Here is a 19,847-nt window from a genome sequence, read left to right as displayed (position 1 = left end):
CAATAAGAACAGCTAGTAATCACTACAAGTTCTTTTTCAGATAATGTATAAAAGGTGAATCAAACTATCTCATTAATCGTAACGGGGAAACCATCTTACATATGGCTTGTTTTCATTATATAACAAATACAATTTATCACTTTACTCATATTGTAGGAAGTAATTTGTCTAACTCCTCTTTTATATAATTATACAAAAAGTTCTGAAAATTTGAATTGAGGTAAAAATCATGAGAAGTTTTAGTTCATTATTGATCTCTACTATCTGTTCAACAATCCTTTTAGTTTGGAATTCCTTTTCTTTCTATACTGGATTCACAACAGGACATACATACTACTGGGTTAACGGTATCATAGCCTTGGTTTTCTTTCTATTCTTTGTCTTAAATATGCGAGATATTATCAAGAAAAACTACAGAACATCAGGACAATAGAAGTTGATACATATGTGGGAAAGATTTAAAAACTATAAGTATTCCTCAAAGGAATTAAAGTTCATGCTTTGGCTATTTGGTATTACTTGTTTTGTACACTCGGTCGCTTTCTTTGGTGGACTATTTTCTTCTGAATTCCTTTGGTTTAAAGGTCTTTGCGCTATTGCAGCATTACTAGCTTTTATGGATGTAAAGAGGAAAATCAATAAGTATAAAGTAGCATTGTGAAAAGGATTCATTACAGGTTCCTTTTTCCTATGCGAAATAAAAAAAGCAGTGGATTGGCTACCTATCCATGTTCATCCACCCCAAGGCAATTTTTAATTTAGGTATTGAAATTCTCTAAATCTCGATGTATTATATTTTTGTATTTTCTCAGTTCCTAAGCCGAGAAAACATCATCACTTTTGAAAGGACCCGAACTCCAGCGGGTTCTTTTTATTTACTTGAACTCATTTTTGAATTATTGTATTATATTTTCAGGTCTTACTTATATAAATCATTATCAAGAGAATCTGCGGGTTTGCAGGTTCTTTTTTTTGTTAAATAAAAAAGCAGTGGACACGGCATTTTAATTAATCACCATTCTTCTTTATTTACCTATGTATACATTTTTATTAATTGATTATAATAGCTATCTCTAAATCACTAGTTTTAAAAAGCCTTCACGCAATAATGATTGCATGAAGGCTTTTGATGTTTTCTTATTTTTTTGTCTCGTTAACCCATGTAATAATGTCCTGGATGACGTACTCGGGAACATTAGCAGGGATTTCGTATTCACTAGGAAGACTTAATTCCCCGTCACCCTCCGTGAAGAAATGATTCAATTTCGGGTATTTTTTGAACTGAACATTCCCGCGGCTTGAAAGTCCTTTCTGCCATTTTGTATATTCATCTTTTACTGTTACTTGATAATCGCGTGCTCCTTGCAAAATGAGTAAAGGCTCTTTTCGTGATTTTGTTTCTTCAACTGGACGCCACCTAGAAACATCATACATAAAATGAGGTGACCCATAATTGTAGCCAGCTGGAGGATGGTCAGGATTGAAAGCAGGATCCTGAATAAAAGCAGCCTGTCTTTTTAGTTCATCGATTTCTTCCTTTGACGCCCCAAGGTATTCATACTGATCAATGGCAATGTCAGTCAAAGGGCGTGCAGGTGGTGCGAGTAAGATACTTCCTTGGACAAGTGAGGAAGGCGCTTTGCTCAGTATACGTGGCATTGTACCGGCTCCTAGACTATGTCCAAGAATGAAAATATTACTTGGATCAATGCCTTCCTGCTGCGCTGCTGATTTTGCTGCATAGATAGCATCATCTGTAGTATCACGGTCTAACGTAACGGGTTCTGCACTCATCTTTAATGCATGTTCTAAGGTGCGTTTTTCATAGCGCAACACTGCAATTCCGTTGGATGAAAGGCCCACCGCAATGTCTCGTAAGATTTTTGTTCCCAAATAGGTAGCATCGCGATCATGGATGCCAGCACCATGCACAAGAACAACGACGGGTACCTTTTCACCACGCTTATGCTTCGGAACTGTTAATGTCGCTGGTAACGGATAGGTAGAATTTCCAATGACGATTTCACGTTCTTGATAGGAGTTAGGTTGATCATAGCTAGGATGGGGGATGGTAAAAGATTCCTCGGGTGGCCTTTCTCCAATTTCATCTACTTTCCCGCCAGGTGTGAATTTAAGGAGTAGTGGTATGGTAGTTCCTTCGGTAGCTGCTGGAATTTCTACCGTCTGATGGACCAAGTTTCGTTCTTTTATCACAGGGATTCCCATGCTTTTTATCCCGCTCCAGCCACTTTGTGTCCACCAGTTTTGTAATGTGGTTGCTGTAAACTTGGATTGAAAAGCAGTAGACGTCAACTGTAGTGCCTCTGCATACTTACCTTGCTGGAGATATTCAAAAAATAATGATGTACGCTCCGTTAAAGAGATTAATTTCTTTTCAGCAGATTGTTTCTCACGTGTATCTGCGTGAATAGTTGTTGTAAGCGGGAAAGATGAAACGCCTAAAGAAAAGAGTAGGGTAAAGGTAAGTGCTGATCTTTGTATTTTCTTTTTTTTATTCATGTTTTAACCTCCAATATGTGATGGTAAAAAACAGGTAGGGTAATTAGGGTTCTGGTGCGAAAACTTAAAAATATTTGCAAGCAATCTCCAAAACTTGGACATACTCATATTATTATTCTAAAAAAACGTAGATTTCTTCTCTTGTCACATGCATATTAATCCCAGAAATAATCTTTCTTCCTTCACTTTATATTTTGATTATACGAAACAAAGTTCTCGTTTTTCTTACTTGATACTTACAAATTCCTTAAGTAGGGGATATTTTAAAATCTTAGCTTGATCAATATGTAGAAGTACTCCTATGTTAAGAGATAGCTTAAGGACCAAGGATTATATTGTTTTTATGAAGAGTTGATGTTATGTTTGTTTTGTAACATATGGTGTTTTATGTATGTAGGAGGATTTATTGAAGAAATTATTAATATTTTTTTTATTAGCTACATTTTGTCTACAGATTACAGGATGTTCTAATAATATGGGTACACTAAGGGAGAAGTCTAAAACTTCAGCACCTGTGAAGTCTAAACGCATCAATAAAGGGTGGTACAAACATATGTAATAGTTTGTATCACCCTTTGTTGATGTTAGAAGTCATAAAGAAAAGGTTGTAGATATTTTTCATAAAGAAAAGACACCCTAAGGTGCCTTCCTTCGACTTGAACCATCTTAATTTTAATAATATATTGGACTCCCATCCAAATATTATTTTACCATGTTAAGTTGTTTTATTCATTGAGAAATATAGTTTTAACCTATATTTAAAAGAATTATATCGATTTGAACCAACTAATAATTAGGGGGAAGCTGACATGCTGAGCTAATATTATACTATCCCCAAAACGGAAATTATGAGCAATATGTATATGAGTCACATATCAAAAAAAAAGACACTCTCAAGAGTGCCTCTCCTTAGCAGCCGAATCCGCCGCCCCAACAGCTAGCGCCAACGATGATTAATAAGATGAAGAGCACAACAAGTAAGGCAAATCCGCCGCCGAAACCACAGCCTCCACCACAACTACCTCCATAGCCCATATTAACTCCTCCTTCCATAAAGACCATTTATTAATGGATTTAATTTAATTTATGTTTTTAAGGGTGAATGGAGCAGGTCCTTAAAAAAATAAAAGAACTTTGGAAGTTAAAAAGAGTTGACGACCTTATTTTTGTCACCGGTATTTCGTCTGCTACATATTGTATTTTATTCTGTGTATTGGGGGGAGGAGGATCTTATGGCTAATTCTGAGATGATTTTACGTTTACTTACGGATTTAAAGATTGAATAGCAAGCCTTAAAAGAGCAGTTGGAAAAAATACAAACAGCTGTGAATACTCTTGAAGAAAAATCAGCAATTGTGAAAGAAAAACCAAAGACTATTGAAGAAAAACCAGCTGTTGCTGCTGCAAAGCAAAGAGCTCATTCTGGACACCCAACATCTTTTCGTGCTTGGAGAGCATCTGCTCAAAGAAATTCATAAAAATATAAGAAAAGAAGACATCTAGTAAGATGTCTTCTTTTGCTTGTACAATCCAAATGAGTTAAGAAGGTATATCCATATTGCTTTAAAAATAAGAAGAAAATAACGATTGTCGACTCCTATTTTAGTATAGCGTATAATAATCTATATATTTATGTAATTTTACATAAATATATAGATTATATAATATTAAGCGTATATATTTTAGTTGTCTGTTATTTGTTTTAATTCATTTATTCTTATTATTTTTTAAGAGCCCCAGTAATGGGGCCTTTTTATAATTGTGTTAAAGTGGAAACCCCTCAAGCATAAAGAGGGGTTACATAACTAGGAAAATAGTTATTTGTGTTTAATGAGATGAAGTTCAGGGTGTTGTTTTTGAATTTCTTCTAAATGATTTTCGCTTTTGCCTTTTAAATTTTGATCGAAGAAGCTAGTTACTAGTTTATTAATCAGTTTGTAGTTTGTGGCTACATCTTCGTCTGGTTCATTAATAATAGGTGAAAATGCTGCTAAATCTGTAAAACTAGTATGGTTTGTTTTTGGAATTACCACTGTGTACACGCCCGGTTTTTCAATCGTTTTATTTCTTAAATAGGATATTTCCAATAGTTCATTTTGGATTCCGGTTGTCTTTTGATTCTTAGCTTCTTTCATATAATGAATCGTAGCCTCAGCATTCATCAACATGAATGGTTTCTGAGGACCGTCTTTAGGCATTGGATCGCCAAACAATCCGCCATCCATATCAATTGCAGCTTTAATACGCGTATCCTTTACTAACATTTGTGCGGAAGTTGCTCCGCCAAAAGAGTGACCGAACATTCCAATTTTGTCATAGTTAATTAAGTCTGCAATAGTTTTAAAACCTTTATCGAAATTACCTTCTATTACTTCGTTTAAAACAAAAGTAGTATCCTGTTCCCATTTTTGAACTATGGTATTTAAGGCCGTAGGTGTATTTTCAATTGGTATAGAGTCTACACGGTTTCCGTTAGGGAAAATCGTTGTTGCTGCATATCCTGTGAAGTTAAGAGCAATGATTACATAACCTTGACTAGCTAGCTCTTCTAACTGGAATGTATTTTGTTGACCATATAATCCCATCCCATGGCCGAATAAAAGGAGGGGGAATTTTTCTTTATCTTGAAGGGGCTTAGCATCTTGATAAGAGTGTGTTTTTGTTAGCCCTAAATGTGTCGTTACGATATACGGTGCACCGTTTGTTACTGCCAATTGTTCAGCCAGCTCGTTTATGTTCTCAAAATAGGCAGAAGGATTCCCTGATCCCTTTTCGGCAGGATAGTATACTTGTATCATTAACTCACGATTTCCATGATTATTTGGTACAGTTGTTTCTTTTCGATTTGTATCAATTAAATGAAAAGCTTTCGTTCCTACTGTATATTTTCCAGTAGGCTCTGGGAGTGTTATGATCGGAAAAAGTAAAGGTAATGTAAACATTGCGATAGCAGTTACGATAATTCCTAAACATTTTAAAACTTTCATCACTAACTTTTTAGAAACGGCTGTAGTTTTTGGTTTCAAAAAAACTTGTAATGTTAAAACGAACAATAAGAAATAGGCGGGAATCATACGCCAATTTGCACCAATTACAATGATGGTGGCAAGTAATAATGCATAATTTATTAGTAAAATGACTCCGTTTTTTTTCGTCAAACCCCGTTTGATAAAGATGGGAATGATACTAGATAAAAGTAATACAGCAACAAAAATGATTTCTAACATTTTTAGCTCCTTTCCTAATCAATATAGATATAGATTGATAATTTACAACCTTCCCAATTATATAACTATAATTGATGATTGTATGCATGTAAGTAAGTTTAGAATGTTTTTATATGACATTTAAAAAAGTACTCATACGAGTACTTTTTCTTAAATGAATTATTATTTATTTTTAAACCGTTCCCCATAAATGATAAACCATTCCACTTACAAAAAATGCTAATCCTAAAAATAAAACAATTAAAGCAAGAATTCCATTTTTATTATGTTCCATAAAAGTAGCTCCTTTTTCATTTACTTACATACAAAAAGCCTTTAGTCGTAATTATGGCTAAAGGCTTTAATCTTCATACTTTGTAGTTTATAAAAAAGTTGCACTTCTGTATTAATCTGGAATATGATTGTTTAAAGAGAAGGTGATGAGTACATGCAGGAAATAAAACAATTCCCGCTTATATCTGGAAATCCCTCATTAGATTTAGTAAATACAGAGCTAGTTAGGCGTGGACAACGTTATGATTTATTAATAACAGATGAAGATGTATTAGAATGGCTACATGTAATAAAGGTTAATCTTCCTTTTTGGAATGAAAAAACACTTATAGGAATTCAGAAGCGAATGGATCAAGTTACATCTAGCATATTAGAGGTAAGAGAAGTATTGAGAAAACAGTTTGAGGCAATTGCTGATCAGCAAGAAATTTCTAATGATTTTATTACGTATTTAGAAAAACAAATTGAGAAGGCACCATTTACATATAAAATCATTGAACAGCAGCTAGTATCTATCCCAGTTGGAGAAATCGAGGATGTACTCGCATCGTTAATTGCATTTGACGCTTTAACGTTAATAGCAGAAAATAAGCTTATTTCCCTTAAAAGGTGTTCAAATCCTGACTGTGTTTTATTATTTATAGATAAGAGTGGAAAACGAAAATGGTGTTCTATGAAAATATGTGGGAACCGGAAAAAGGTAGCAAAATTTCAGGATCGAAAATTTGAAGAAGTTTAGAGAATCAACTTATAACAGTTGATTCTTTTTTTGTATTTTAAAACTAACCCCTTAAATTAATATTTACAGGTTAGTTATGTCGAGTTATAATTGTTGGTAAATAAAGGAGGAGAACGATGGATAATATAACAGCAACTAAGCAGAAAGATCCTCAACCAATAAGTGTACGATATTTTACAAAAATGAAAGGGAAAGGAAGAAGCCCATTACAAGTAAATGTAAAGGACTCTTTAACGGGACTACTAGGGGGATTTTTAACAATTCTTACCTTAACATATTTAACGAGCATAACCTCTACAGAATTATTAATGGCTCCATTTGGTGCGAGTTGTGTATTAGCGTTTGGAGTTTGGAATGCGCCATTATCTCAGCCGCGTAATATTATTGGAGGACATTTGATTTCAACTTTCATTGGTCTATCAATATATCATTTGTTTGGGAATGAATATTGGACAATTGCTTTAGCGGTGGGGATGGCAATAGCCGTTATGATGTTAACGAGAACGACACACCCTCCGGCAGGTGCCGATCCGATTATCGTTGTTTTAGGGGCAAATAGTTGGAGTTATTTAGTAACACCAGTTTTAATTGGCTCCGTTGTTATTGTAGTTATTGCTTTATTCATTAATAATATGAGTAGTAAAAGAAGCTATCCAACTTTTTGGGTGTAGTTTGTGAAGTGAAAAATAATTTAAGTGAGTATTCTATTCTTACTATGTTTTATTTTTTATATAGTAAAAGCCTTGGTCGTAATTGCAGCTAATGGCTTGGGTCCTCATACTTTGTAGTTCATAAAGAAAAGACACTTTAAAGTGCCTTCTACAGATTTGAATTATTTAATTCATGTAATTAATATTCGTTAGCATAAAACTCTTTTATTAATTTTATTTCATTTGTATCTGGATTAAACTTAAATATTTTAATTTGATTCGATTCATCTTTGTATGCAAATGTATTCTAACCCACTTGGGTCATATTGCTGGTGTTTAAAATAGGATCGCTACCGTGATCAGTAATTTCCACAGTTTTCTCCCGGTCCCAGAATGCAATGACAATAATCAAAATGATAAGACATACCCGTATAAAACGTAATTCTCTTGCAACAGGATGTTCCATCTATTTGTCTCCTTTACTGTTTGATAGAGTGTGTTTATAAAAGAGATAATTTCTAGGAATATAAATAAAAAAGACACCGTAAAGTGTCTTTTTTATTTTAGTTATGCCCATTACTTAATAAGACGCTAGTTCCTCAGTCTGGCTATGAGTAACTATGTAGGGTAATTCCATTATAACATTTTAACCAGTAATGGGTCTATATGGAATTTAATTGTTTTTATTTTTGATTATTCAGAACGATTAATTGGGTATTTGGATGAAGGAAGCAGTGACTTAACTTGTTTTAGAAGAGTGTTTAGATGAGCTTGATATAGATGAAGATTTAGATGCTATGTCTTACATTGGTCTTGCAGCAATATAACTGGAGAAAGGGGAGGGGGCTAATCTTGAGATTTGGAAAGAAGCTGATGTAGAAGATTATGAAGAGAGAGAGAAAGTTTTACATACATTAAAAGCACAACTGATAAAGTGTAGAGTTATATTTCCCTTTACACGAACATAACGGTATACTATAGTTAAGTTAAGTAAACTTAACTATTGAACAAAACGAAATAAAAGCATGGAGGAATAACGCTATGACTAGAACGTATAAAGAAGTAATTAATGAAATGAACCGAGCTTATAATGAATTTTACATTTTACTATTCCAGGAGTTAAAAGATGAGTTCGGTCTTACAGGACAGCAGGAGAGCATGCTATTTCATATTAATTTAAATGAAAACACGACGGCAAATCACATTGCGACTACTTTTAATGTATCAAAAAGTGCCGTTAGCCAAGTTTTATCGAAATTGGAGAAACAGAAGATGATTTCAAAACAAGTAAACCCTATTAATAAACGGGAGTATTTCCTTACACTTGGTCCAAACGGTAGTAAGTATATAGAGCGGCTGTCTGAGTTAGATGATGTATTAATTGAGAAATATTTTTCTAAAATCGATATAAACGCCCTAGAGCAAATGACGGATACGTTAACGAAAATAAATAAAGTGATATTGGAAGAAAAGCAGAAGGATCTTAATTGTAATGAGTAAGAACGTAGATGAAGCAATTAGTAGAAAGGAGGAGAAGTGCATTATGAGTTTCATACCAAATATGATTACGATAGCAAATTTTATATGTGGGCTTTTAGCTATTTACGCTGTTTTCGTTCACGATATTTATTTGGGAGCAGTTTTTATTATTACAGGTATGTTGTTTGATTTTTTTGATGGCATGGTTGCTCGGAAACTTGATTCTGTTTCGGAAATTGGTGGAGAGTTGGACTCATTTGCGGATTTAGTTACTTTTGGTGTGGCACCGTCTATTCTTGCATATAGTGTCGCTTTAAAAGATTTGCAGTCTATCGGGATGATATGTACACTTGCTTACAGTATTTGCGGAATGCTTCGGCTTGCAAGATTTAACACACAGCAAAGCAAACTCCCGACATTTATCGGGATGCCGATTCCATTCGCGGCAATGTGTCTCCTCATTTTATGTTTTTTAAAGAATTCAGTTTCCGTGGCATTTGGTACATGCGTACTCGCTTATTTAATGGTGAGCAAAATCAAATTCCCTCATTTTAAAAAAGATATAACTGAAAGCTTGAAGCCTGGAAGATTGGATTGATGATACGGAATTACAATGAGAAAGATAAAGGAGAATAACATGATTCGTATGGCACTAAAATCGTTTAACATACAAATGTATTGTTTGCTAGGCGTAATGTTATTGGGATGGTTGCTGACACCTTTTTCAGCCCAGTTTGTAGGGATAAGCATTGGCCTTTTGGTGAGTATGTACTGCGCCTGGATTTTAGGAAGGCGTATTGAAAAGTTCGGAGATAGCATTGTAAAAAAAGAAAAAGCACCGATGCTCGGAATGATAAATCGATTCGCAGCAGCAATACTCGGTGCGATTATTATGTATGAAATTGAACACGATGAATTCATGTGGACATTCGCTGCTGGAATTATGGGTGGGTATTTCTTGGTTATTATTAATTTGGGGTATTACAGTATGAGGGATGCGGAGGAATAAAGTTTCACTTTATTATAAAGAAAAGACACCCATATAAGAGTGTCTTTTCTGATAGTTTTTTAGCAGAAGCAAGAAGCTCCAACGATGATTAATAAAATAAACAGTACAACTAATAAAGCAAATCCTCCAGCAAAACCGCAGCCTTCGCCGCAACTACCACCAAAACCCATAATAGTTCCTCCTTTTAATAAGAGGGGAAAACAAGGGTACACTCATGTATTTTAACGGATTCAAATTACTTTATGTTTTTTACGCAATAATTGAGCAGGTCCTTTGGAAAATAAAAAAAGACACCCTAAGGTGCATTCTTCCGATTGGAATCATCTTAATTGTATTGCGTCGTTATCATATAAGAAAAAAGACATCAATTAAGATGTCTTTTTTTCTTTGTAAAATTGGTGTTAAGAAGGTATAACCTATGAATAATATAACAATCATCGAGTAAGTTTATTATAGCAGTGATAAATAGGGTTTTTATATGTAATATTACATATATATAGATTTATTTATGTTTTATTTGTATATTTTAATTGTCTGTTCCTTGTTTTAATTCGTTTAGTTATATTATTTTTTGAGTGCTCCAGCAATGGAGCCTTTTTTTAGCATTCTATTTTGATGATGTTCCATAAAATTAGCACCTTTTAAAGCTGTTTTTATATAAAAAGCCTTTAACTTGTATTTATAGCTAAAGGCTCTGAGTGTCATACTTTATAGTTTATAAAATCTTATAAGAAGAATAACCAGTATTTTATATAGAATTTATCCCGCTATTTGCCGGGCTGCCCATAAACGCCCGATTGGTGAGAGCTGATTAAAGTTTCACTGTATAATGTTTTTTATCCAGTTTGGAACTGAAAATGTACTAGCTTGATAATGAAGCTAGGTTATTAGAAGTGAAAAATTTTAGTTTTATTATAATTAATAGAAATGAAAGTAGTGTAAATATAAATCCACTCCAAATAAGTTGATGAATACCTAAGTTTGAAATGAACCAGCCTCCAATAGTTGTTCCTAGAGTAATTCCAAGATTTGAGAATGAAACGAATAGGCTATTACCAAATTCGGGTGATTCTCTTGCTTCACTTATTAACCATGTTTGACCAACAATTAATCCACCAGCATGCACGATTCCCCAAATGAATACCATAAAAATCATTGGAACAAGATAAGAACCTAAATAATAAACCAATATGTAAACAATAGAATATAAAATAGGGAACGATATTACTGTATTTACTATGCTTCTTTGCAAGAGACTACCAAATAAATGATTGCCTAAAATCATAACTATACCAAATATGAATAGCATGATACTGATGAGCGATCCATTCATGGAAGTTACTTTTGCAAGGTATTCGGCGAAGTAGCTGTATACGGAAAACATGGCTGCAAAAAGGAATGTGACAGTTAAAATATTTAACCATAATCTTGGTTTGCCGAGTATACGAATTTGTTTGCCGAAAGACATTTTTTCTTTAACGGGCATAGAAGGAAGTGAGATTAGTATTCCAATGAATGCAAGGGCGTTAATAAACGCTCCGAATAAGAAAGCAACTTCTAATGAAAATTGATCTGCAAGGTAAGAGGTTAATGGTACACCTAGTGCAAAGCCAACCGTAATTCCCATGAAAACTTTTGTAACCGCTTGACCACTCTTTTCAGGAGGGACAAGTTTAGCAGCAGTTACAAGAGCGATTGAAAAGAAGAGTGGGTGAAGTGCTGCAGGTAAAATACGAAAAATAAGCATGATTTCAAATTGTGTTGTATAAGCGTAAATTATATTTGAAATAACAAAAACAAAGATTGCTATTAATAAAATTATTTTACGATTAATACTAGAGACGAGCAGAATTAAAAACGGACCAGAAATAGCAACGACTAGTGCGAATATACTTACTAAAAATCCTGCTTGTGCAGTTGAAATGTCAAATTTCTGAGTGATTTGTGGTAATACACCGACAATACCCATCTCGGTAGTAATAATTCCAAACACCCCTATTGCTAGTGTAAGAATAAGTAAAGGACTTACTTTTTTCATTTGTAAAACTCTCCATTCTTCTTATTATTTTGAAAGTGAAATCGATTTATTAACAAAGAAATGAGCATGATTGGATGTCAATAGTATTAGAATTATGTAATGTTAACCACAAAAACAGATATCTAAATAACTAGATATGATGTGTTGAAAAAAATGCTCCTTTCTATGTTTCTTGCTTTTATAGGTAGCGAAGTTTTAAAAAGAATGTATTAGGCGGCTATATAAAAGCAGAATGTGTGAAAGCAAATAATCAATTGGTAGGTTGATTATTTGCTTTCACTTTATAATTCATTTTGAACGTATTCAGAAAACGCTTGTATTGTTTTTTCATTTCGACGATAATATGTCCATTTTCCAATTCGGTCAGAGTCTAGTAGTCCTGCCTTTTTCATAGTTAATAAATAACTAGAAATAACCGATTGGGCTAAGCCAGTTTTAAGCTGAATATCTCCTACACACACTCCAATCTGAAAATTAATCCCTTGTTCTAAATAAGGTTTTTCGTCGAAATGGTTTTCTGGATTTTTTAACCATGATAAAATTTGACATCTTGTGTCATTTGACAATGCTTTATAAATTAATGAAGGTTCCATAAGGATATTATATCTACTTTTATAGATTTGTAAATGGGTTTGTGTGATTTTAAGGGAAGAAGGTATAGTTGATCTCCTCGAATAGGAATAAGGTGCTCTTGATCTGTATCCTTTGTAAAGGACATTCTAAAAAAAGTTAGGCAACCTAAAAAAGATGATTTCTGTATGCAAACAGGAGTCATCTTCTTTAAATTCTATTAATAGCAAGAGTGATTATAGTACGTCATATATTTCTTAATTTCATGTTTTAACTGAACAAACGAGTCACATGATTTTATATATGCTTTATCGGTTAAAGTACTACGAGGATTACGTGCAAAAATGATAGTATTGTTAGGTTTAAGCATGTTGTTGCCTAGCTATCAATGGCGGATGCCTAAGAAGAGTAATAATAAAACCCAACTGAAGATTTAAGAAAAATTTTATGTTTACCCCACTCTTTATTTTAAAAGTTTTTCCTATCCTATAAATGAGTTACATCATGAAGGAGACTAAAAAAGACAAAGTCATAGATGAAAATGTAAAGTTAGGGGATTCTACATGCATACAGAAGTTTTAATTAGTTATTTGTATACTTATTTTTTTACAATTATGTTTTGTATTTTATTTCAAATTGGGTTTTATTTTAAAGCGAAAAGAAATATATCTATCTGGCATTTTCTATGGGTATATGTTTTTCTATTCTACCTTTCGCTAGTGTATAAGGTGACGCAAATCGCGACTGTATGGGATATAAGTAGATATGAAACGTGGATTCGTGTAAGTCAAATCAATTTGACTCTATTTGATACGGCAGGTAGTACTACATATCTTTTGAACATTGTACTGTTTATGCCGTTAGGTTTTTTATTACCGGTGATTTGGCCGCACTTTAGAAAAATGAAAAACACCGTATGTGCAGGATTCTTTTTTTCATTGGCAATTGAGTTAAATCAATTACTAAATAATAGAATTACAGATATTGATGATTTATTTACGAATACCCTCGGGGCGATTATTGGGTATTTATTATATAGAGCTTTTAAAATGATATTAAGAAGAGAGGGGAAAAAGCTTGATACCAACTCTTCTCTAGTTATAAAATACGAGGCTGTTTTTTGTTTAGTGTGTTCATTTGTAGGGGCGATGTTAATTTATCATCCAGCTTTATTTGGAAGACCTGTCATCATTCAGTGAGGTGATTACGAATTTCTTTTGGACGCTCGTGCGATAGTTCAATTTGTAAAAAGCCTTTAACTTGTTATAGTTAAAGGCTTTTATCATCATGATTTTTATTTACCAATTACCCACTCTAACATCCGCTTTCAACCACTTCACCCAATCCAAATCCTCTACCTTAAGCAAACTGAGCGAAACACCCTTCATATCTAAAGAAGTTAACAGCGTACCAACCTTTACGAATGTAACTTGTAAGCTTTCCAATTCACATAAACGGCGAATGTCATTTGCAAAAATGTATTGTTCCATTAATGGAGTTGCGCCGAGTCCATTAATGAGGATAGCGAAGTTATCTCCTTTTCTCCAGCGATAAATGCTTTTTAGTTTGTTCATCAGTTCAATCGCTAATATTTCAGAAGAGGATAGTGCTTCTTTACGGTAACCTTTTTCTCCGTGAATGCCGACGCCATAAAACACTTCATCATCGTTTAATGTGAATGAAGCTTTTCCTTTTACTGGATCGTTGGCAGGGGAAAGGGCAACTCCTAATGTGTGTAAGTTTTTGATGACAGCTTGCCCGATTGTTGTTAGTTCTTCTAAAGAATGTCCACTCTCAGCGGCCGCACCTAATATTTTTTGGACGAAAACAGTGCCAGCTACGCCGCGTCTTCTTTTATTAAAAGAAGCATCATCTTCAATTGAAACATCGTCATTTACGATGATATGGTCAACTTTTCTTCCTTCTTCTTGAGCAATTTGCTTTGCTGCTAGAAAGTTTTCTACGTCATCTTTAAAGTTTTTGATGATGAATAGTATACTTTTATCTTTTGGTATGAGGCGAGTTGCCGCCGCAATTTGTTCCACTGTAGGCGGAGTGAAAATATTACCGTTTACTGCCGCTGTAAGCATACCTTTTCCTACATAACCAATATCAGCAGGTTCATGTCCGCTACCACCGCCGCTTACAATAGCGACGTCTTGCTTCATTTTTTCGATATCTTTTACATAAATGATGTTATTTGTTTCATCGTAATTTACTTTGTCGTTATGTTCAAAATAAAAGCCATGCAGCATATCTTGAACGATATTTTGTACATCATTCATAATCTTTTTCATTGCTTTTGCCACCCTTTAATTACTTTGCTGATTGCTCAAGTAATAGTAGTAATTGATTGTTTATCATATTTTTCATAAGAGAAGACATAACGGATGGATCTACTTCGCACTTGCTTTCAATCCAATCTTTTATCGTTCCAACGAAGCCGTGACTATAAAAGGAGGCAATCGTATTTTTGGTCTCATCAGAAAGGCTGAATCCACAGCTCACAGATAATTCATCAATAATCTTCATATATAAGTTTTTCGTATGCTCAAATAAATAGTGATTAAACGAGTTTTGCTCAATGACTTTAAAAGCATTTCGGTAAAATTTTTGATTTTCATAAAAGTAATCAAATAATAAATCGAAAATGTTTTCCCATTTTTCATAATCGAGAAAGTCTATAATATTTTCTTTCGTTTCTTCTCTATAAATCCAGCTTAATAGTTCAAATTTATCTTTAAAATGATAATAAAAAGTTTGCCTACGCATTTGACAGTGTAACATAATATCGCTCACTGATATTTTATGAAACGACTCTGTTTCCATTAAATACTTCAATGAGTTCGCGATTATCTTTTTAGAAATTATAGAAGAGGTCATCTGAATCATCCCTAGAATGTTATTAATATAAAAATCCTATCTATAAATGAGAGCGGTGTCTTTAGACAGATTGTCCATTTTGTCCGTTTACTATAAAACGCTTTCATTTTAACATGAGTAGTAAGAAGAAGATTTCAAATATATCACAATATATTAAAGGAATTGAGGGAGAACTACAATGAAAAAGATTATAAACAAACCAGAAACATTAGTAATGGAAATGTGCAACGGAATGGTTATGGCTCACCCAGAGCTTGAGCTTTTGAAAAAATATAAAGTCATTAAGAAGAAAGAAATGAACGAAAATAAAGTAACATTAATTAGCGGCGGCGGTAGTGGCCATGAGCCGGCACATGCAGGATTAGTCGGAAAAGGAATGTTAGATGCGGCAGTGTGCGGAGATGTGTTTGCGTCACCTTCACAAATTCAGGTATATCAAGCAATTAAAGAAACAGCTAGTAAAAAAGGTACGTTATTAATTATTAAAAATTATAGCGGCGATATTATGAATTTCAAAAACGGTGCGCATTTAGCGACGGAAGATGGAATTGAAGTCGACTACGTAAAAGTGGACGATGATATTGCGGTAGAAGATAGCCTATATACAGTAGGACGCCGCGGCGTTGCGGGAGTTATTTTAGTTCATAAAATTGCCGGCGCAGCAGCGGAAGCAGGTATGGATTTAGGAGCGGTGAAAGCTGTAGCAGAAAAAGCAGCGGCTAACGTGCGCACAATCGGTTTAGCGTTAACGTCTTGTACAGTTCCAGCGAGCGGATCACCTACTTTCACACTTGCGGAAGATGAAATGGAATACGGCGTAGGTATTCACGGCGAACCAGGAATTAAGCGTGAAAAAATGCTGTCGGCTGATGAATTAGCTAACCGTATGACAAATGATTTAATGAAAGATTTAGGAGTAAAAGATGGCGAGGAAATCGCACTTCTAGTTAACGGTTTTGGCGGAACACCACTGCAAGAACTTTACTTATTTAACAACGCCGTTACGAGAGAACTAGCAGCTAGAAACATTAAAATTAATAGAGTATTCGTCGGTAACTATATGACAAGTATTGATATGGCTGGTATGTCTTTAACGGTAATGAAGTTAGATGACGAGCTAAAAACATTACTATCAAAAGAATGTAATACACCTGCGTTTAAAGTAGACGGTCCAGTTGAAAGTGTTGAGTACGTGAATGTGCTTGAAGAGACAGAAGAGAAGGAAGTTTCTTTTGAAATAGAAACAGCGGAAGAGCACGCTGTTATAAAAAATAATGTTATCACATTAAACAACATGATTTATCTCGTTGATAAAATGAGCGACATTATTATTAAAAATGAAGTACCGTTCTGTGAGTTAGATACACATGCAGGTGACGGTGACTTCGGAATGAGTGTTGCAAAAGGATTTAAGCAATTAAAACGTGAGTGGCATTCTATTGTAGAACAAGAAAACGTAACGATCGGATCATTCCTTGACGGTTGTTCGATGATTATTATGGAACATTGCGGCGGCGCATCTGGTCCAATTTGGGGCGGTGCATTCCGCGCAGCTAGTAAAGCAGCAGGCGAGAAGCGTGAGTTAACAGTGAAAGAATTCGCTGAAATGTTGCAAGCAGCACTGCAAGGCATACAATCTATCGGTGAAAGATCATTCGGTAGAGGAGCGGTAGTTGGTGACAAAACATTAGTTGACGCACTTGCTCCATGTGTAGATTCTTGGTTAGATAGCGCTTCAAACAAAGAAGACATGAAAACTGCCTTTGAAAAAGGTGCAGAAGCAGCCGTTAAAGGCGCAGAGTACACGAAAGAAATCGTAGCTCGCATGGGCCGCGCTGGTACAGTTGGCGAAAGAAGTTTAGGATATCCTGATGCAGGTGCACATGCGCTTGGAGTTATCTTTACGGAGATTGCGGGTAGTTTGAAATAATAATTAGAAAGTCCCTCTGCCTTAAGGTGGAGGGATTTTTATATAGTTGATATGTAGAAGACTTCTTTCGGTTCTTTCTCAGTAAAATATGAGTTTGTTACTGTTTTTGATAAAATCTTATTTCAAAAATACAACTAATATTTCTCAACATTAATATATTGAAAATAGTTAGAATATTTAAGAAAATCATTTGTGAAGAAGTAAATTATAAAAAAAGGGGGAATTTATTTTGTTACGTCGTTTATCTATTTGTACAGTACTAACAGCTTTTATATTTACTTTATTTACATTTAACGGCTCTGCTTTCGCGGCTACGAATGCTACTGAAAATGAAAATGTAGTAGCAGCTTGTGCAAAGGGAGGTACGGTAGGTGTATATGGTGCAAAGATGCGCAGTGGTTATACTGTCGATTCACCTGTCTTACATACATTTAATGATGGTACGAAAATTACTGGAACATGGGTAACTGGTGAATATGTTCAAGGTCATTACAGTAATTCTAAACAGTGGTTAAAAGTTACATATAAAGGGATGACAGGTTATGTATCCCATACAACACTATATAACGTTTGCTCATAAAACTATGTACCATAATAGCTTTGGATATATTGAGCTAATCTCTTCTAGAGATTAGTTCTTTTTTATCTCTTAGTTTTTAATGGGGCATTTTTTGAAAAAGACCAACGATTCATTAAATCGATGGTCTTACGTTTATATAGTATTCATTTGTATCTATATCAAATTTTTCATTGCTTTTTTCTTATTTCAGATTTAGTTTGTTTGTGATTGCAGCTTATCAATTTTCCAGTATGTTTGTAGAGGGTCTAAAGAGCTTTCAATATAAAACATATATTCATCTGCGGTACGTGGTACTTCAAAAGCTATTTTCAATTCTACCGTTTCATTTGGTTTAACTTGTATATCAGAAGGGTTTTGATCAAGCACCTTTCCTTTATAGATCTTTCCGTCTTTTTCATCTTTTAAGTTATATTTTAATTCTGATAATCCAATCGTTTGACCTCGTACATTTTTTACAGAGACATTAACAATGACGGAATCGTTGCTAGCATTTAAATATGCACTTTGAACAGCGATCAAGTAATAGCCTCCCTTAACACTCTCACCAACTAATAAAATACCTTGTTCCAAGCGGCTCATCTCTTCTTTTTCTTCAAAATTTATTAATTCTTCATTTTCATTTTTTGCGGTTGGTTCTTCTATTGGACCATTTTCAACGGCACTATCTGTTTTATCTTGTGTGCAAGCAGCCGTAACACTGACTAATACTAGAATGAAAGTAAGTAATATAGATAATTTTCTCATAAAATTTATCTGTCTCCTTAAGTTTCTCAATTTTGTGCAGCTATACATATAAGATTAACATAATGTCTCATTATTGGCTCAAAATAGGGGGTCTTTTAGACAACGTATTCTTTTTACTTTTAATATACATTCGATTGGTTCTCGCGATATTTGTTAATCTTTTAAAACATTGGCTTAGTAATACCGAGGGTTATTATAGATATATTAATCATGTAATTTGTCCATATCAAAATGAACGTTTTTTGCATCTAATATATTGTAAATATATTTTATTTTGAAAGGATGTGATTATATGGCCCATAAATCTACTGGAGTGTTTCGAGTTCCAGTCTCTGAAAATGGGATTATTCCAACTGCTCTCAACATTATGCTAAACAATGATTCGCGTTGCCATACTAGTAATGTGACGGTAACTGTTAAGAGAAGTCGAAACACTTTTTTCCCAACTCAAAATGAATTAGTTGAAATCTCTCGTACTTTTGTTTCTTTAGAACCAAACAGAACAACTAAGATTGTGTTATTTACTCCAGAATTCCAAATAGAAGATTTTCTTGATGTCATCATTAGTGGAAATAAAGAGGATGTTAAGGATGTTCTTGTATATTCTTTCTTAGCAGATTCAGTAGGTCATAATCTGCCATCTACTGTTTTCAGAAATGCAGAATACACTTTTGCTTGCTGACACCGTGATGATGTATTCTTTACTGTCGTATATCTGAATTGAAATGTTGCAAGTAGCACTTCAAGGCATATAATCTATCGTTGAAAGATCATTCGGCAGAGGAGCGGTAGTTGGTGAAAGAAGTTTAGGATATCCAGATGCAGGTGCACATACGCTTGGGGTTATCTTGACGGAAATTTTAGGTAGTTTGAAATAGAAATTAAAAGATCCCTTCTACCTTAAGGTGGAGGGGGTTTCTTAATATTGTTTTTTGATATATATTGCTAAATATGTTCCAATAATTCATTCTATTGTATTGAGAATAATGTCATCTACATCAAAAAAACGGCTTATAAAAGGAACTAGTATTTGAAGGAGTTCCACCTCAAACATACTCCTATGCATATAGGTATGTTTGAGGTGGATTTATTAACGAATTTTATATATAGCATGAATGAAAATGGGATAAATAAAACAATGTTTCCTATTATGTTTTTAAGAATTAATTGAGCAGGTCCTTGTAAAAATAAAGAAAAGACACCAA

21 protein-coding genes and 4 pseudogenes are annotated in these 19,847 nt (G+C 34.1%); 14 read left to right on the top strand and 11 right to left on the bottom strand.

Annotated elements, in window-relative coordinates:
* Positions 1-229 precede the first annotated feature (229 nt).
* Together ACO6VI_RS30200 and ACO6VI_RS30195 are read left to right on the top strand one after the other, a co-directional pair.
* Positions 230-433: a hypothetical protein gene (locus ACO6VI_RS30200; protein WP_075313732.1), complete on the top strand. Its 204-nt coding sequence runs from the start codon at positions 230-232 to the stop codon at positions 431-433.
* A 12-nt stretch (positions 434-445) separates the two neighbouring features.
* Positions 446-661: a hypothetical protein gene (locus ACO6VI_RS30195; RefSeq protein ID WP_059304065.1), complete on the top strand. Its 216-nt coding sequence runs from the start codon at positions 446-448 to the stop codon at positions 659-661.
* A gap of 476 nt (positions 662-1,137) precedes the next feature.
* Here the strand turns inward: ACO6VI_RS30195 and ACO6VI_RS30190 are convergent, their stop codons facing one another.
* Both ACO6VI_RS30190 and ACO6VI_RS30185 read right to left on the bottom strand, forming a co-directional pair.
* Positions 1,138-2,520, bottom strand: coding sequence for an alpha/beta fold hydrolase (locus tag ACO6VI_RS30190; protein WP_098519238.1), 1,383 nt, complete (start codon positions 2,518-2,520; stop codon positions 1,138-1,140).
* A gap of 909 nt (positions 2,521-3,429) precedes the next feature.
* The gene (locus ACO6VI_RS30185; protein WP_000540377.1) at positions 3,430-3,555 is read right to left on the bottom strand and encodes a YjcZ family sporulation protein; all 126 of its coding nucleotides are present in this window, start codon (positions 3,553-3,555) and stop codon (positions 3,430-3,432) included.
* Between the two features lie 197 nt (positions 3,556-3,752).
* Here ACO6VI_RS30185 and ACO6VI_RS30180 point away from each other — a divergent pair.
* Positions 3,753-3,998: pseudogene (locus tag ACO6VI_RS30180) on the top strand (hypothetical protein).
* Between the two features lie 339 nt (positions 3,999-4,337).
* On the opposite strand, the gene ACO6VI_RS30175 reads toward ACO6VI_RS30180, so the two are convergent.
* Positions 4,338-5,747 (bottom strand): alpha/beta hydrolase family protein, encoded by a 1,410-nt coding sequence (locus tag ACO6VI_RS30175; protein WP_063546650.1) that lies wholly within the window; start codon positions 5,745-5,747, stop codon positions 4,338-4,340.
* A gap of 427 nt (positions 5,748-6,174) precedes the next feature.
* Here ACO6VI_RS30175 and ACO6VI_RS30170 point away from each other — a divergent pair, with 427 nt between their 5' ends.
* Both ACO6VI_RS30170 and ACO6VI_RS30165 read left to right on the top strand, forming a co-directional pair.
* Complete coding sequence (locus ACO6VI_RS30170) at positions 6,175-6,759, top strand: CGNR zinc finger domain-containing protein (protein WP_063546652.1); 585 nt, start codon at positions 6,175-6,177, stop codon at positions 6,757-6,759.
* 116 nt (positions 6,760-6,875) lie between these two features.
* Positions 6,876-7,430, top strand: coding sequence for an HPP family protein (locus tag ACO6VI_RS30165; RefSeq protein ID WP_063546654.1), 555 nt, complete (start codon positions 6,876-6,878; stop codon positions 7,428-7,430).
* Positions 7,431-7,608: 178 nt separating this feature from the next.
* Here the strand turns inward: ACO6VI_RS30165 and ACO6VI_RS30160 are convergent.
* Positions 7,609-7,875 (bottom strand): annotated as a pseudogene (locus ACO6VI_RS30160) (YmzC family protein).
* 219 nt (positions 7,876-8,094) lie between these two features.
* On the opposite strand from ACO6VI_RS30160, the pseudogene ACO6VI_RS30155 reads away from it, so the two are divergent.
* The 4 genes and pseudogenes from ACO6VI_RS30155 to ACO6VI_RS30140 all read left to right on the top strand — a co-directional run bounded on the left by ACO6VI_RS30155 (position 8,095) and on the right by ACO6VI_RS30140 (position 9,897).
* Positions 8,095-8,377: pseudogene (locus ACO6VI_RS30155) on the top strand (MarR family transcriptional regulator).
* Between the two features lie 73 nt (positions 8,378-8,450).
* Complete coding sequence (locus ACO6VI_RS30150) at positions 8,451-8,909, top strand: MarR family winged helix-turn-helix transcriptional regulator (RefSeq protein WP_063546656.1); 459 nt, start codon at positions 8,451-8,453, stop codon at positions 8,907-8,909.
* The gene (gene pssA, locus ACO6VI_RS30145) at positions 8,902-9,486 is read left to right on the top strand and encodes a CDP-diacylglycerol--serine O-phosphatidyltransferase (RefSeq protein WP_422424910.1); all 585 of its coding nucleotides are present in this window, start codon (positions 8,902-8,904) and stop codon (positions 9,484-9,486) included. Before ACO6VI_RS30150 ends, pssA begins: the two co-directional genes overlap by 8 nt.
* Positions 9,487-9,525: 39 nt before the next feature.
* Entirely contained in the window at positions 9,526-9,897 is a 372-nt protein-coding gene (locus ACO6VI_RS30140; RefSeq protein ID WP_000620576.1) for an ATP synthase subunit I, read from the top strand.
* Between the two features lie 59 nt (positions 9,898-9,956).
* Here the strand turns inward: ACO6VI_RS30140 and ACO6VI_RS30135 are convergent, their stop codons facing one another.
* The 4 genes and pseudogenes from ACO6VI_RS30135 to ACO6VI_RS30120 form a co-directional block, all read right to left on the bottom strand.
* Positions 9,957-10,067 carry a YjcZ family sporulation protein gene (locus tag ACO6VI_RS30135; RefSeq protein ID WP_000505669.1) on the bottom strand — a complete coding sequence of 37 codons (111 nt, stop codon included), beginning with the start codon at positions 10,065-10,067 and terminating at the stop codon, positions 9,957-9,959.
* Between the two features lie 692 nt (positions 10,068-10,759).
* Entirely contained in the window at positions 10,760-11,935 is a 1,176-nt protein-coding gene (locus tag ACO6VI_RS30130) for an MFS transporter (protein ID WP_063546660.1), read from the bottom strand.
* A gap of 281 nt (positions 11,936-12,216) precedes the next feature.
* Complete coding sequence (locus ACO6VI_RS30125; protein ID WP_000433731.1) at positions 12,217-12,528, bottom strand: ArsR/SmtB family transcription factor; 312 nt, start codon at positions 12,526-12,528, stop codon at positions 12,217-12,219.
* 197 nt (positions 12,529-12,725) lie between these two features.
* A pseudogene (locus tag ACO6VI_RS30120) lies at positions 12,726-12,824 on the bottom strand (TetR family transcriptional regulator); the annotation flags it as partial.
* A 244-nt stretch (positions 12,825-13,068) separates the two neighbouring features.
* On the opposite strand from ACO6VI_RS30120, the gene ACO6VI_RS30115 reads away from it, so the two are divergent.
* Positions 13,069-13,704: a VanZ family protein gene (locus ACO6VI_RS30115; protein ID WP_063546662.1), complete on the top strand. Its 636-nt coding sequence runs from the start codon at positions 13,069-13,071 to the stop codon at positions 13,702-13,704.
* A 99-nt stretch (positions 13,705-13,803) separates the two neighbouring features.
* On the opposite strand, the gene dhaQ is transcribed toward ACO6VI_RS30115, so the two are convergent.
* A complete protein-coding gene (gene dhaQ / locus ACO6VI_RS30110) occupies positions 13,804-14,802 on the bottom strand; it encodes a DhaKLM operon coactivator DhaQ (protein ID WP_063546664.1) in 999 nt (332 codons plus the stop codon).
* A 19-nt stretch (positions 14,803-14,821) separates the two neighbouring features.
* Positions 14,822-15,388 carry a dihydroxyacetone kinase transcriptional activator DhaS gene (dhaS, locus tag ACO6VI_RS30105; RefSeq protein WP_000204213.1) on the bottom strand — a complete coding sequence of 189 codons (567 nt, stop codon included), beginning with the start codon at positions 15,386-15,388 and terminating at the stop codon, positions 14,822-14,824.
* Between the two features lie 178 nt (positions 15,389-15,566).
* On the opposite strand from dhaS, the gene dhaK reads away from it, so the two are divergent.
* On the top strand, positions 15,567-17,318 hold the full coding sequence (dhaK, locus tag ACO6VI_RS30100; RefSeq protein ID WP_063546666.1) for a dihydroxyacetone kinase subunit DhaK: 1,752 nt from the start codon (positions 15,567-15,569) through the stop codon (positions 17,316-17,318).
* 229 nt (positions 17,319-17,547) lie between these two features.
* Positions 17,548-17,898 (top strand): SH3 domain-containing protein, encoded by a 351-nt coding sequence (locus ACO6VI_RS30095; protein WP_000946191.1) that lies wholly within the window; start codon positions 17,548-17,550, stop codon positions 17,896-17,898.
* A 192-nt stretch (positions 17,899-18,090) separates the two neighbouring features.
* On the opposite strand, the gene ACO6VI_RS30090 is transcribed toward ACO6VI_RS30095, so the two are convergent.
* A complete protein-coding gene (locus ACO6VI_RS30090; RefSeq protein ID WP_023521319.1) occupies positions 18,091-18,642 on the bottom strand; it encodes a DUF4352 domain-containing protein in 552 nt (183 codons plus the stop codon).
* A 292-nt stretch (positions 18,643-18,934) separates the two neighbouring features.
* On the opposite strand from ACO6VI_RS30090, the gene ACO6VI_RS30085 reads away from it, so the two are divergent.
* Positions 18,935-19,324, top strand: coding sequence for a hypothetical protein (locus ACO6VI_RS30085; protein ID WP_000940659.1), 390 nt, complete (start codon positions 18,935-18,937; stop codon positions 19,322-19,324).
* A gap of 76 nt (positions 19,325-19,400) precedes the next feature.
* Positions 19,401-19,520 carry a DAK2 domain-containing protein gene (locus ACO6VI_RS30080; RefSeq protein ID WP_080469908.1) on the top strand — a complete coding sequence of 40 codons (120 nt, stop codon included), beginning with the start codon at positions 19,401-19,403 and terminating at the stop codon, positions 19,518-19,520.
* The last annotated feature ends 327 nt before the right edge of the window (positions 19,521-19,847 follow it).

Source organism: Bacillus sp. PSXD-155, from assembly GCF_049310765.1.
GTDB lineage: Bacteria > Bacillota > Bacilli > Bacillales > Bacillaceae_G > Bacillus_A > Bacillus_A cereus.
This window is presented reverse-complemented; position numbering and strand designations above follow the sequence as displayed.